Origin of the sequence: Aeromonas sp. FL131 (assembly GCF_049860615.1) — a bacterium.
Taxonomy (GTDB): domain Bacteria; phylum Pseudomonadota; class Gammaproteobacteria; order Enterobacterales; family Aeromonadaceae; genus Aeromonas; species Aeromonas hydrophila.
Map to the genome: position 1 here is coordinate 2586007 of NZ_CP187595.1, position 13232 is coordinate 2599238.

The 13232-nt window shown below is 62.0% G+C and carries 11 protein-coding genes; 1 reads left to right on the forward strand and 10 read right to left on the reverse strand.

All coding sequences use genetic code 11. The annotated features are described in order from the left end of the window. Positions 1–53: 53 nt before the first annotated feature. Both ACPW75_RS11900 and ACPW75_RS11905 read right to left on the reverse strand, forming a co-directional pair. Positions 54–515, reverse strand: a complete 462-nt coding sequence (locus ACPW75_RS11900; protein WP_101148969.1) for a DUF2059 domain-containing protein — start codon at positions 513–515, stop codon at positions 54–56. Positions 516–765: 250 nt separating this feature from the next. Next, complete coding sequence (locus ACPW75_RS11905) at positions 766–1533, reverse strand: substrate-binding periplasmic protein (protein ID WP_101148970.1); 768 nt, start codon at positions 1531–1533, stop codon at positions 766–768. Positions 1534–1762: 229 nt separating this feature from the next. Here ACPW75_RS11905 and ACPW75_RS11910 point away from each other — a divergent pair, with 229 nt between their 5' ends. Next, positions 1763–2602 (forward strand): sterol desaturase family protein, encoded by an 840-nt coding sequence (locus tag ACPW75_RS11910; protein WP_045527431.1) that lies wholly within the window; start codon positions 1763–1765, stop codon positions 2600–2602. Between the two features lie 85 nt (positions 2603–2687). Here the strand turns inward: ACPW75_RS11910 and ACPW75_RS11915 are convergent, their stop codons facing one another. The 8 genes from ACPW75_RS11915 to ACPW75_RS11950 all read right to left on the reverse strand — a co-directional run bounded on the left by ACPW75_RS11915 (position 2688) and on the right by ACPW75_RS11950 (position 13079). Further along, entirely contained in the window at positions 2688–4088 is a 1401-nt protein-coding gene (locus ACPW75_RS11915) for a basic amino acid/polyamine antiporter (protein WP_101148971.1), read from the reverse strand. A 9-nt stretch (positions 4089–4097) separates the two neighbouring features. Continuing rightward, complete coding sequence (locus ACPW75_RS11920) at positions 4098–5000, reverse strand: homocysteine S-methyltransferase family protein (protein ID WP_101148972.1); 903 nt, start codon at positions 4998–5000, stop codon at positions 4098–4100. Positions 5001–5267: 267 nt separating this feature from the next. Continuing rightward, positions 5268–5810 (reverse strand): hypothetical protein, encoded by a 543-nt coding sequence (locus tag ACPW75_RS11925; RefSeq protein ID WP_167297472.1) that lies wholly within the window; start codon positions 5808–5810, stop codon positions 5268–5270. A gap of 19 nt (positions 5811–5829) precedes the next feature. After that, complete coding sequence (locus ACPW75_RS11930) at positions 5830–7149, reverse strand: hemolysin family protein (RefSeq protein WP_011706614.1); 1320 nt, start codon at positions 7147–7149, stop codon at positions 5830–5832. 192 nt (positions 7150–7341) lie between these two features. After that, the gene (gene phoU, locus ACPW75_RS11935; protein WP_005334097.1) at positions 7342–8052 is read right to left on the reverse strand and encodes a phosphate signaling complex protein PhoU; all 711 of its coding nucleotides are present in this window, start codon (positions 8050–8052) and stop codon (positions 7342–7344) included. Between the two features lie 179 nt (positions 8053–8231). Next, complete coding sequence (gene pstB, locus ACPW75_RS11940) at positions 8232–9050, reverse strand: phosphate ABC transporter ATP-binding protein PstB (RefSeq protein ID WP_011706615.1); 819 nt, start codon at positions 9048–9050, stop codon at positions 8232–8234. 109 nt (positions 9051–9159) lie between these two features. Further along, positions 9160–10809 (reverse strand): phosphate ABC transporter permease PstA, encoded by a 1650-nt coding sequence (pstA, locus tag ACPW75_RS11945; protein ID WP_029303969.1) that lies wholly within the window; start codon positions 10807–10809, stop codon positions 9160–9162. A 32-nt stretch (positions 10810–10841) separates the two neighbouring features. After that, on the reverse strand, positions 10842–13079 hold the full coding sequence (locus ACPW75_RS11950) for an ABC transporter permease subunit (RefSeq protein ID WP_425904466.1): 2238 nt from the start codon (positions 13077–13079) through the stop codon (positions 10842–10844). Between the last annotated feature and the right edge of the window lie 153 nt (positions 13080–13232).

Genomic DNA, 13232 nt, shown 5'->3' on the forward strand with positions numbered 1-13232 from the left:
CAGAAGAGGGAGCCCATGGCTCCCTCTTTTCGTTGATGCCCTGCCGACAATATCTATTTTGTCGCTTTGCGTTTTGCTTCATCCAGCATGGCTTGCAGTGCCGGCATGTTGCGCTCGGCCAGAGATTGGCCCACCAGCGAACTCTCCTGAAAGATGGCCGGCATGGTATCCAGGGATTTCTTCCCGACCGGGCTCTGATAAAAGGCGATCAGTTGCTTGAGCTCAGCCTCGGTGAAATGCTTGCGGTAGATAGCGGCCACTTCGGTACTCATGGCCCCCCAAGAGAGGTAGCGGTTCACCCAGGCCTCCAGTACATCGCGGTGCTGGGCCAACTCCTGTGCATGTTCACCGGCGCCCCGGATGATCAGCGGGATCATCTGTGCCTGCATCTGGGCCTGCAGCTGCTCCGCCTGCTGCTCGCTGTTGAGCAGGTTGACCAGTTCCTGAGCAGGATCGGCCCACACACTGCCACTCCACACCAGAGCGATGACAACCCCTCTTTTCACCCACTGCATAACCACCTCACTAATCACATAAAAACAACAGGTTACATTGATTTATCAAACAGACCAGTCGCCAGATGGTGGTGATGCGTGCAAGGACTGTGATGGTCACCTGGATCTGTGCCGGAGACCCCTGTGTACTGCCTTTCACGCCGCCGTCACCGGTGACCCACCAAAAACAGCAGAGGGACGCACAGTCCCTCTCCTTTCTTAGCCGAAACCCTGTCTTTATCGGCTGAATCTGACTGGCTCCCTTATCAGTTCAGCGCGGGGACTTTCCCAGATAACGCTCCACTATGGTTCGGATCCCGTCCCGCTTCTTGAGCTCGTAGAGCCGCTTGTCGAACTCCTCGGCAAAGTCCTCCTTGAAGTCGAATTCCCCCTTGCGGCTGTAACCGAGGAACCCCTGCTCCTTGCTGAGCACCGGCCCCTGCTTGAGCTGGGACATGTCGGCCACCGCCAGCTGGTTGCCCTTGATCATGTTGAGCAGCTCATAGAGCAGGGAGAGGCGGTCGTTGACGGTACAGTCCACCCGACCGCGTACAATCTTGAGCAGGTTCTCCCGGTTGCTCTTCACCTCCTCCAGCCCGATCTTCTGCTGTTGGACCGCCTGCCAGAAGGGGGCACCACCTATGGTGAAACCGGCATTCATGCCAAAGCGCAGCCCGTAGTAGTCGGCCGGAAACTGCGCCTGCGGGGTATTGACCGCCACCCCGGCGCCGCACATCACCACCAGCTCCTCGTCGAGCAGGGGCTGGGAGTAGGGCCACATCCAGGGGCGGCTGTCGGGCTGGTAGTAGGGTGGAAAGATGGCGAAGGCGCTGCCCTGTTCCACCATGCTGAGACCCCGTCGCCAGGGCATGGCCTTGAGCACCACCTCGTACTCATCCATGGAGGCCGTCACGCTGCGCACTATGTCGGCATAGATCCCCTTCACCTCCTCCCCCTCCTGCCAGGAGTAGGGCGGATAATTGGCATCGGCCAGGATCTCGACCCGGGTCTTGGCCTGCGCCAGCAGGCAGACTCCCATCAACAAACAACACCACAGCCGCATCATCTGCCACTCCAGAGGTAGAAAACCTCATCAAGCATAGTCACTGCGCCATGGCTCAGAGGGCCACCACGCCCTTTCATGGCCATGCACTTGCAGACTCCCGCCGCCAGCGTCAGATGGCGACGGCCATCGGGTGAAAATTGTTAATGAAAGATTAAATTCATCCTTTATGCTGGAGAGCAATTGCTCTGACTGGATACCCGACATGGATGTGCAACTGATCCTGCTCTACCTCTCGCCGCTCTTTCTGGCCTTCATCGGCTGGGAGATGCTCTACCTGCGCAAACATGGCGCCGCCTATCCCACCGCCGGCTACCAGTGGAAGGATCTCTTCGCCAACGCCACCCTGGCGCTGATGCATCAGGGAGGCGACGCGCTGACGGCCATCGCCATCGCCTACCTCTACGACGCCCTCTGGGGCTGGCGGCTGCTGGATATCGATCTCAACCTCTGGAGCCTGTTGCTGCTCTTTTTGTTGCAGGATCTCTGCTACTGGCTGTTCCACTTCGCCAGTCACCACGTGCGCTGGTTGTGGGCTTCCCACGTGGTACACCACAGCTCGGAGCGGCTCAACCTCTCCACCGCCTTTCGCCAGAGCCTGATGTACCCGGTCTCCGGCATGTGGCTGTTCTGGATCCCGATGATCCTCATCGGCTTCCCGCCCGAGGCGGTGGTGGCCACCGTGCTCTTGAGCCTGGGTTTTCAGTTCTTCGTCCACACCCAGGTGGTGGGCAAGCTCGGCAGGCTGGAGTGGGTTTTCAACACCCCCTCCCACCACAGGGTGCACCACGCCAGCAACGCCAAATACATAGATCGCAACTTCGCCGGCGTGCTCATTATCTGGGACAGGCTGTTTGGCACCTTCGTGGAAGAGGACCCCGCCGAGCCGTGCCGCTTCGGCATCACCAAGCCGATCCACAGCTTCAACCCGCTCACCCTCACCTTCCACGAGTGGCGCGACATGCTGCAAGAGGCCCGCGGCCTGCCCTGGCGGCAAAAGCTCGCGGTGCTGTTTGGCAAGCCGGCCGGTCCTGCCAGCCGCTAAGCCCTTGCCGCCGCTAAGACAAGTGCGCGTCGCAGACAAAAAGAGAGCGCCTCTGGGCGCTCTCTTGCATTGGGTAACCACCCGGTCAGACGTGGGCAAAAGACCAGATGGCGGGGATCAGGCTCAGCAGCGTCACCCCGGCCAGCAGCCGTTCTCGCCCGCTGAGTCGCAGTTCGGCCCCCAGCTGGCGGCGGCTATAGAGAAACAGCAGCAGACCCGGCCCGTACAGCAGCAAGGAGAGCAGCAGGTACTCCACCCCTGCCGCGTAGAGCAGCCAGAGGCCGTAACCGCTCGATACCAGCGCTACCGCCCGCATCAGGCCATTGCCCTCCCCACGCAAGGAGAGCTTGAGCAGAAACAGACCGATCAACAGGTAGGGCACCAGGATCATCGAGGTGGAGATGAGCAGCAGGTTGGTGTAACCCTTGCCGAGCAGCCATACCAGCAACAGACAGCCCTGCACCGTCAGGCTGGTGAGCCACAGCGATGCGATGGGGGTGCCGTTGCGGTTCTGGCGCCGGAAGATGGCCGGGAAGGCGCCGTGGCGCGCCGCGCTGAACGGCACCTCGGCCGAGAACAGGGTCCAGCTCACGTAGGAGGCGAGCACCGAGACGATAAGGCCGACGCTGATGAACAGCTTGCCCCAGGAGCCCGTCATCTGGGCCATCAGCCCCGCCATGGAGGGGTTGGGCAGGGCCGCGAGCTCGGGGCGGCTCAGGATCCCGAGCGCCAACACCGAGATGAGCACATAGAGCAGCAGCGCCAGCACCACCCCGAGTACGGTGGCCGTGCCCACGTCCCGCTTGTGTCTGGCCCGGGCCGACAGCACCGCCGCCCCCTCGATACCGGTAAAGACCCAGAGGGTGATGAGCATGGTGTTGCGCACCTGCTCGGCAACCGGCGTTGCCAGGGTACTGCCCTGCTGATCCGCCGCGAAGGTGACCGGGTCGAACCAGTAGCAGGCGAACAGGATGAACAGCAGCAGCGGCAGGCTCTTGGCCAGGGTCGCCACCAGGTTGAACAGGGCCGCCTGCTGCACGCCGCGCGCCACCAGCAGGTGCACCGCCCAGAGGATGCAGGACTCGCCGATGAAGGCCACCAAGGTATTGCCCTCGCCAAACCAGACCCGCTCCGGCGTGTCGACGAAGCTGCCCAGCGCCGCGAAGGCGATCACCAGATAGCCCACCACACCGATGGTGGCACAGAGCCAATAGCCCCAGGCGGAGAAAAAACCCACCAGATCGCCAAAGCCGGCGCGGGCATAGCTGTAGATGCCGCCATCGAGATCCGGTCTTAATCGCGACAGATACAGAAAACTCATGGCGAGCGCCAGGATACCCACCCCGGTGACGCCCCAGCCGATCAGCACGGCGCGCGCGCCGGCCACCTCGGCCATGTTCTGCGGCAGGCTGAAGATCCCCGCCCCCACCATGGAGCTGAACACCAGGGCGGTGAGGGACCAGAGCCCGATCTTGCTCTCTTTCATGGGCTCTCCTTAGCGCAGCCGGCTGGCCAGGGCCTGGATATGTTCCGGGCCGATGCCGCAGCAACCGCCGATCAGGGAGGCTCCAATCCCACGCCAGCGCTCGGCCCAGCCAAGGTAATCCAGCGGCCCCAGATCGGTGCGGATCTCGTCCAGCCCGTCGTTGGCGGTCGCCTCCTTGGGCTGGGGCGGGAAGGCGTTGGCATAGGCGCCGAGCCGGATGTCGCTGCGGCCCAGCGTCTGCAACGCGGTACCGGTCACCTTGAGCGCCCCTTCGATCACCTCGGGCTGACAGCAGTTGAACAAGATGGCGTCCACCCCGGCCGATGCCAGCGCGGTCACCGCATCGGCCACTCGCTCGCCGGAGCGCAGGGTCGGCTCGCTACCCGGCGCCTCGTCTTCCAAGGTGAAGGAGACCCAGAACGGCTTGCCATCCTTGGGCAGCAGGGCCCGGATGGCCAGCGGCTCGGCAATCAGGCTCATGGTCTCCGCCAGCCAGAGATCCACGTGAGGGGAGAGCGCCCGGATAAGCGGAGTCGCCAGCTCGCTCACCCGGCCCGCATCGAACAGGTCGGCGCGGTAGGAACCAAACAGCGGCGGCAAGGAGCCGGCCACCTGCACGCGACCCGGCTGCTCGTCTGCCACCTCGCGGGCCAGCTGACCGGCCAGCGCCGCAAGTGCCTCCCCCTGGGCGACAAAGCGCGTGTCACCGATATGAAACGGCACCAGCGCATAGCTGTTGGTGGTGATGACCCGGGCCCCACTCGCCACGTAGGCCTGATGCACCTCGCGTACCGTCTCGGGGGCCTCTATCAGGGCCAGCGCCGACCACTCCGGCTGGCGAAACGGCGCGCCCCGCCGTGCCAGCTCGCGTCCCATGCCGCCATCCAGTACCCACAAATCCTTTGTATCCATCTCTGTCTCTCTGCGTGTTCCCGTCGTGACGGGTATTTATTGTGTTGATCCAAAAAGCCATCGAAACATCTAGATGGCTAGAGCGCCATTGCATCATGACTCAAAGTAGAGGAAGAGGCAATCGGGTGCTACGAACAAATCTGAACAAGCTCAGGGAGATAGCGGCAAAGGAAGGGAGGTATAGCTGTTGAAGGCTCAACACCAGGATGAGAAACGACAAGAGGCCACCCGAAGGTGGCCTCTTGTGGCAACAGAGGATCTGGCGGCTCAACGCCCGGCCAGTACCCGCTTGGTCTGCTTGACCCAGTCGGACACCCGACCCTGCTGGGGATACCCCTGCCAGATCTGCTCCCACTGGGCGGGGCTGAGCGGGCGGCCCAACCGGCGCTGCACCCCGGCATAGAGATAGTCGTGGGCCGTGGTGCGTGCCTGGGCGGAGGTGAGGAACTTGGCCACCGGATCGGTCAGGCGCACGTCCCGCATACCCAGCAGCGGGTAGTCGCTGTGCACCGCCGCCAGCATGGTCTCGCGCATGGCCGATTCGATGTAGCCACGGGCAAACAGGGCGGTCACCGACTCGAGCGATCCTTGATCCGGGCCGTGATACTCCTCGTCGAACACCGGACTCGGCTCCGCCACGGCGCTTTGCACCACCGCATCGGGATCCTGCTGCGGCACCACCACGGCCGCCTTGGGGGCTGCCGGTTTGGCGACTGTGGTGGACTTGCGCGGTGCGCTCTGGCTGCAGGCACCGAGTGCCAGGGCGAGCGCCACACAGGCCAGCGCACGGGAATGAGACTGCATCTTCATGATTGCTAACTAGCTCCTTTTACGATTCCTGAGCGGGTTTCTCGGCCGGCGTGGGCTCGACCCGGGTGACCAGCAGCTGGTCAATCTTGTAGCTGTCGATGTCCACCACTTCGAACTTGTAACCGGCGTATTTGACCGAGTCGGTTCGCTTGGGGATCTTGCGCAGCATGTACATGATGAAGCCGGCGATGGTTTCATAATTCTGGTTTTCCGGGAACTCCTCGATGTCGAAGGCGCGCATCACGTCGGAGATGGGGGTCACCCCGTCCACCAGCCAGGAATTCTCGTCCCGCTGCACGATCTGCTCTTCCACCACGTGGGTGGCCCACTCGCCCATCACGGTGCTCATCAGATCGTTCATGGTGACGATCCCCACCACCAGGGCGTACTCGTTCATCACCACGGCAAAGTCGCCCCTGTGGTTTTTGAAATACTCCATCGCCTCGTAGAGGTTGAGGGTGTCGGGGATGATGATGACGTTTTGCACCAGCGAGCCGCTGTTGAGGTCGATGCTCTGGCCGCTGATGACCCGGATCAGCAGCTCCTTGGAATCGACGAAGCCCTTGATGCTGTCGAGGTTGTGGTCACACACCAGGAACTTGTTGTGGGGGTGTTCGGCGATCTTGGCTTTGATGCTCTCCTCGCCCTCTTGCAGGGTGAAGTAGATGAGGCTCTCGCGCGCGGTCATGGCGGAGGTGACGCCGAGGGACTGCAGCTCGAACACGTTCTCGATGAGCTGGTGCTCCTCGCGCTGGATGACGCCCGCTTCGGCGCCCGCATCCATCACCGCATAGATGTCGTCGGAGGTGATCTCGTCGTTGCGCACCATGGAGATGCGCAGCAGGCGGAACAGGCCGTTGGCCATGCCGTTGAACAGCCACACCAGCGGCATCAGCAGGGTGACGCACAGCAGCATGGGGCGCACCACCACCACGGCGATCCGCTCCGGCATGGTCATGGCGAGGCGCTTGGGCATCAGATCGGCGATCAGGATGAACATGCCGGTGACGAACACGAAGGAGGCTGCCGAGCTGATCTCGCCAAGCCAGGGCCCCTGATAGAACTCGGAGATGAACTCCTTGATGGCCGGGTTCAGGGCAGACTCGCCCAGGATACCGCCCAGGATGGCGACGGTGTTGAGCCCGATCTGCACCACGGTAAAGAAGTTGCCCGGCTGGGCCTGCAGTGCCAGTACCTTTTCGGCATGGCGGTTGCCCTCATCGGCCATCACCTGCAACTTGATCTTGCGGGAGGCGGCGAGGGAGATCTCGGAGAGAGAGAAGAACACGCTGCCGGCGACCAGCAGCATCAGGAAAAATAAACTATCGGCAAAACTCATGATTAACCTATTGCAACAGCCGCCTTAGCACAAGACGGCAAACTGGGTCCGGGGGGCCGGACCGTGAGTCAATCCGGGACTCACACAGGGGGCATATTCTAGCAGAAAAGCGCCAAGCGGGTGGCGATATCTTGCACTGACTGAAAAGGCAACAAAAAAGGCGCTCAAAGCGCCTTTTTATTCATCTCAGACTCACCCTTTCCCCAGCAGGGTGCCCAGATCGTCCGCCTTGGTGTGGCGCACGTCCTTGCCCTTGACGTAATAGACGATGTACTCGCAGATGTGCTGGCAGCGATCCCCCACCCGCTCGATGGCCCGCGCCGCCCACAGCACGTTGAGTACCTGCGGTATGGTGCGCGGATCTTCCATCATGTAGGTCATCAGCTCGCGGATGATGGACTCGTACTCCCGATCCACCTTGTCATCTTCCTTGTAGACCGCCAGTGCCGCGTCCAGATCCATGCGGGCGAAGGCGTCCAGCACGTCGTGCAGCATCTTGATGGTGCGGCGCCCCATGTTCTCCAGCGACACCAGCGGCGGCTGCGGCTTGTTGGCGTTGTCGGTCAGCATGCGGGCGATCTTGTCCGCCACATCGCCGATGCGCTCGAGATCGGTGATGGTCTTGATGATGGCCATCACCAGCCGCAGGTCGGAGGCGGTGGGCTGGCGCTTGGCGATGATGCGGGTGCACTCCTCGTCGATCGCCACTTCCATGGCGTTGACCTTGTGGTCGTTGGCGACGATCTTGCGCGCCGCGTCCAGATCCTGATCGTGGATCGCCGCGATGGCGTCGGTCAGCTGCTGCTCCACCAGCCCGCCCATCACCAGCACCTGGTTGCGCACGCTCTCGAGCTCGGCATTGAACTGACCGGAGATGTGTTTGTTGAGGTTCATATTGTCCATACAAATAATCCTTGATGCTCCGAGTATGCCTTAGTCGTTAAACTGACCGGTAATCTGTTTGTTGATGCCCATCTTGCTCATCTCAATAACCCTTGTTGCACCAACACGCCTTAGTCGTTGAACTGACCGGTAATCTGTTTGTTGATGCTCATCTTGCTCATCCCCATCGCCAACATCCCTTAGCCGTAACGACCGGTGATGTAGTCTTCGGTCTTCTTCTTGGCCGGGGTGGTGAAGATGGTGTTGGTGTCCGAGTACTCGATGAGTTCCCCCATGTACATGAAGGCAGTCTGATCAGAGACCCGCGCCGCCTGCTGCATGTTGTGGGTCACGATCACCACGGTGAACTGGCTCTTGAGCTCGTTGATCAGCTCCTCGATGGTGAGGGTGGAGATGGGGTCGAGCGCCGAGGTCGGTTCATCGAGCAGCAGCACTTCCGGCTCGATGGCGATGGCACGGGCGATCACCAGTCGCTGCTGCTGGCCGCCGGAGAGGCCGAAGGCGTTGTCGTGCAGGCGATCCTTCACCTCGTCCCACAGGGCCGCGCCGCGCAGGGAGCGCTCGGCCGCCTCGTCCAGGGTACGGCGATCATTGATGCCCTGCAGGCGCAGGCCATAGACCACGTTCTCGTAGATGGACTTGGGGAAGGGGTTGGGGCGCTGGAACACCATGCCCACCTGACGACGCAGGGCGGAGACATCCACGCTCTTGTCGTAGATGTTGTGACCGTGCAGCTGGATTTCGCCCTCGATGCGGCAGATCTCCACCAGGTCATTCATCCGGTTGATGCAGCGCAGCAGGGTCGACTTGCCGCAGCCGGAGGGGCCGATAAAGGCGGTGACCTGGCCCTTGGGGATTTTCATGTTGACGTTGAACAGTGCCTGCTTGTTGCCGTAGTACAGGTTGAGATCCTTCACTTCCAGCGCGGTCTGCTCCGGGCTCAGGTTGAGCAGGTCGGTCGCGGTGTGCTGGCTGGATGCGGTCGTTACGTTGATCATCTGTTACCTCAAAATCTGTCGGTGGCGGCGGGCACTCTCATTGCCCGCGGCCGGAACGCTTGGCTGGCAGGGAACCCTGTTCCCTGCCCGTCTCTGTGGTGCTGGTCTATCAATGTTCCAGCGACCGGAATTTCTCGCGCAAGTGGTTGCGGATCCCGATGGCCGTCAGGTTGAGGCCGACGATCACCGTCACCAGCAGGAAGGAGGTGGCGTAGACCAGCGGGCGCGCCGCCTCGACGTTGGGGCTCTGGAAGCCAACGTCATAGATGTGGAAACCCAGGTGCATGAACTTGCGCTCCACGTGCAGGTACGGGAAGTTGCCGTCCATCGGCAGGGTCGGCGCCAGTTTCACCACCCCCACCAGCATCAGCGGCGCCACTTCACCGGCCGCACGGGCAATCGCCAGGATGAGGCCGGTCATGATGGCCGGGCTCGCCATCGGCAGCACGATGCGCCACAGGGTCTCGGCCTGGGTGGCCCCCAGTGCCAGCGAGCCCTGGCGGATGGTGCTCGGGATCCGGGCCAGCCCCTCTTCGGTGGAGACGATCACCACCGGCAGGGTCAGGATCGCCAGGGTCAGCGCCGACCAGATGACGCCAGGGGAGCCAAAGGTCGGGCTCGGCAGCGCTTCCGGATAGAACAGCTGGTCCAGCGAACCACCGAGGGTGTAAACGAAGAAGCCCAGCCCGAACACGCCGTACACGATGGAGGGCACACCCGCCAGGTTGATCACCGCGATGCGAATGATCTTGGTCAGGCTGTTCTTGCCCGCGTATTCATGCAGGTAGACCGCCGCCACCACGCCGAGCGGGGTCACGATGATCGCCATCAGGAACACCATGAACACGGTGCCGAAGATGGCCGGGAACACCCCGCCCTCGGTGTTGGCCTCGCGCGGATCGTCGGAGACGAACTTGCCGATCTGGTGGAACCAGTAGCCCACCTTGGCCGGCAGACTCATGTCGTTGGGCCACACCACGTCCAGCACCTTGGACATGGGCATGGTCACCAGCTCGCCGCGCATGTCCTTGACCGTGATGCTGTCTCTGTCCGCCTGGGCACGCAGGGAGAACAGCTCTTTTTCCAGCACCTGATAACGGTCGTTGAGGGCCTGACGTTCGCTCGCCAGCTCGGCTTTAAGCTGATCGGTCAGCTTGTCGTCCAGCTCGGCCTTGCGCTCTTTGAGGCGCAGCCGCTCCAGCTGATAGTTGATGCTGCCGATGTCCCCTTTCTGCAGATCGTCGGCCTGCTCGGAGAGGCCGTTGGCCCGCGCCAGTACTCGCTGCAGGGCAGGATGCAGGTTCTCGGTCAGCGCCTTGCCATCCTCTTTCACCCCGACGATGTAGCCGTAGAAGTTGCCGTTGGTGGCACGCTCCACCATGGCCAGCTCGGTCGGCAGGCTCTGGGACTTGATATCGGTCTCCAGTACCCAGCGAAAGTCCAGGTCGACGAACTCGCGGTTGCCGGTCTTGACCAGATAGCGGGTCAGCAGCTCGCGCTCTTCCCCTGCCAGCGGCAGGCCGGCGGCCCGCAGCCGCTCTACCGGCACCAGCTCGCGGTCGTTGATCTCGCCAATCAGCACGCTTTTGTTGCCCTGGGCGTCTTCCAGTTGCCACTCATAGATGGGATGGGGCCAGAAGTAGACCAGCCCACGCCAGCCGATCAGCAGCAGCAGACCCAGTACCGCTACCAGACTCAGGCTGACGGCGCCGCCGGTCATCCAGATCCAGGGGGCCCCCGATTTAAACCACTTACCCATTGTCGATTCCTCGGTCCTTTCAGAGCAGCCCATCACAGAGAGCTGTATTTTTCACGCAACCGCTGACGGATGAACTCGGCCAGGGTATTGAACAAGAAGGTGAACACGAACAGCACGAAGGCAGCGAGGAACAGCACCCGATAGTGCGAGCTGCCCACTTCCGATTCCGGCATCTCCACCGCGATGTTGGCCGCCAGGGTACGTAACCCCTGGAACATGGAGAAGTCCATGATGGGCGTGTTGCCGGTGGCCATCAGCACTATCATGGTCTCGCCCACCGCGCGGCCAAGGCCCATCATCACCGCCGAGAAGATGCCCGGGCTCGCGGTGAGGATCACCACCCGGCTCAGGGTCTGCCAGGGGGTCGCCCCCAGCGCCAGCGAGCCCTGGGTGAGGTGCTTGGGCACCGAGAAGACCGCGTCTTCGGCGATGGAGAAGATGGTCGGAATGACCGCGAAGCCCATGGCGATGCCCACCACCAGCGAGTTGCGCTGGTCGAACTTGATGCCCATCTCGTGGGTCAGCCAGATGCGCGAATCGCCGTGCATGAAGGCGTTCTCGATGAGCGGGCTCACCGCGAAGGCGCCCCAGCCAATCAGCAGCAGCACCGGGATCAGCAAGATGGCGTGCCACCCTTCCGGCAACCAGGATTTGCCGCGCTCCGGCAGGTAGTTCCAGATCAAGGCGGTCAGCAGCATTCCCATCGGCAGCAGGATCAGCAGCAGTACCACCCCTGGCAGCGCCCCCTCGATGATGGGTGCCAGCCACAGACCAGCCAGGAAGCCGAGGATAACGGTCGGCAGGGCCGCCATGATCTCCACCGTAGGCTTGACGTATTTGCGCAACCCCGCCGACATGAAGTAGGCGGTGTAGATGGCACCGGCGACGCCGAGCGGCACCGCAAACACCATGGCATAGAAGGAGGCTTTCAAGGTACCGAACACCAGCGGCACCAGGCTCAGCTTGGCTTCAAAGTCGTTGCTGGCGGAGGTGGACTGCCACACGTACTGGGGCTCGGGATAGCCTTCATACCACACCTGTTGCCAGAGGGCCGACCAGGTCACCTCGGGGTGCTCGTTCTCCACCGCGAACAGCTTGAAGGCTTCGCCCTGCTGCATCAGCAGCACGTTGTGACGGGGGGAGATGGCCAGGGCCGACAGGGCGCCGCCCTCTACCTTCTCGCTCAGCAGCTTGGTCTCGCCGGTGGCGTGGAAGAAGCTGACGGTGCCCTCTTTGTCGGCACTGATGAAGCCCTTGCGAAAGTGTTCCGGGGTCAGCTGCGCCACGGCACCATCGCCCTTGAAGTCACGGATCTGGGTGAACTGGCGCTTGCCATCCCGGGCCACCTCGAACCACTGGGAGATGACGCCATTGTCGTTGCCCACCAGCAGGGAGGAGGCGCCGGAGAGCAGCTCGACCCGGGTCACGTTGGCATTGGGGGCATTGATCTCCATGACATCGCGCAGGGAGATGTCATTGAGGTTGTGAATGTCGTAGACGGAGAGGCGGTTGCCTTCGCGCACGAACAGAATGCGCAGGTTGGGGGTCAGCAGCATCTGATCCACATGACGCGGCAGGGACGGGATGCTGTAGTTCTGGGCACTCCACTCGATGTCACCGGAGAGGAAGTTCTCCTCGCCGCTCATCACCGCCATCACGCCACGACCATCAGCGGTCACGGCGGCGGTGGCCATCTTGTCCTTGGTGGCTTCAAACACCATCAGCGTCAGCGCCTTGCCCTGGGGGTCCACCACGACCGGCTCTTCGCCGAAGGGGGACTGCAGGCTGGGCTCGATGACCCGCACATCGTTGGGATAGGAGACCTTGAAATAGGGCTGCACCACCTGGGCCTTGCCATCGGCAAAACCATAGGCGATGAGCTTCTGGCCTGGCGCGGGCGGGGCGACGGCGGTGATGTCACCCTTCACCTGTGCCTGACCCAGCACCTGGCCCACCTTGACCTTGCCATCCCCCTGGACGGCGAAAAAGTTGACCTGGCCTTTGTCGCTGAAGCGATAGCCAATCTCGTTCTGCTCTTCCACCCCGAGCCAGGCGGTCTTGCCCGCAACGGGCAAGGTAAATGACGCGGTCGGCTCCATCGTGGCGCCATTGAAGATGGGTTTCACCACATAGAGCAGATAGAAGAAAATGAGCAACAGAGCAACCAGTACCAGAGCACCACCCGTGGTGACCCCGTACTTGGCCAACTTATCCTTGATACGGCGCTTTCTGCTGCCCGTCATACCTAAGTTTATCGATTCCGATGACATGCAAAACCTCAATGTGAGCTAGGCTTGGCGGCATTATATGGCGGTTGCATGACAGTTTTGTTACATCAAGGCCCTCTGGGAAGAGGTTATTTTGAAGGGGCGTTCAGACCAGAGTTCGCTGGCAAACAGTATTGCCAACCATCTGTTTTACAA

Excerpts from the sequence above, each read along its gene's own strand:
- pstA (WP_029303969.1), bottom strand. The coding sequence starts at position 10,809 with ATGGGTAAGTGGTTTAAATCGGGGGCCCCCTGGATCTGGATGACCGGC.
- ACPW75_RS11910 (WP_045527431.1), top strand. The coding sequence starts at position 1,763 with ATGGATGTGCAACTGATCCTGCTCTACCTCTCGCCGCTCTTTCTGGCC.
- ACPW75_RS11925 (WP_167297472.1), bottom strand. The coding sequence starts at position 5,810 with ATGAAGATGCAGTCTCATTCCCGTGCGCTGGCCTGTGTGGCGCTCGCC.
- ACPW75_RS11930 (WP_011706614.1), bottom strand. The coding sequence starts at position 7,149 with ATGAGTTTTGCCGATAGTTTATTTTTCCTGATGCTGCTGGTCGCCGGC.
- ACPW75_RS11900 (WP_101148969.1), bottom strand. The coding sequence starts at position 515 with ATGCAGTGGGTGAAAAGAGGGGTTGTCATCGCTCTGGTGTGGAGTGGC.
- ACPW75_RS11950 (WP_425904466.1), bottom strand. The coding sequence starts at position 13,079 with ATGTCATCGGAATCGATAAACTTAGGTATGACGGGCAGCAGAAAGCGC.
- pstB (WP_011706615.1), bottom strand. The coding sequence starts at position 9,050 with ATGATCAACGTAACGACCGCATCCAGCCAGCACACCGCGACCGACCTG.
- ACPW75_RS11915 (WP_101148971.1), bottom strand. The coding sequence starts at position 4,088 with ATGAAAGAGAGCAAGATCGGGCTCTGGTCCCTCACCGCCCTGGTGTTC.
- ACPW75_RS11920 (WP_101148972.1), bottom strand. The coding sequence starts at position 5,000 with ATGGATACAAAGGATTTGTGGGTACTGGATGGCGGCATGGGACGCGAG.
- ACPW75_RS11905 (WP_101148970.1), bottom strand. The coding sequence starts at position 1,533 with ATGGGAGTCTGCCTGCTGGCGCAGGCCAAGACCCGGGTCGAGATCCTG.
- phoU (WP_005334097.1), bottom strand. The coding sequence starts at position 8,052 with ATGGACAATATGAACCTCAACAAACACATCTCCGGTCAGTTCAATGCC.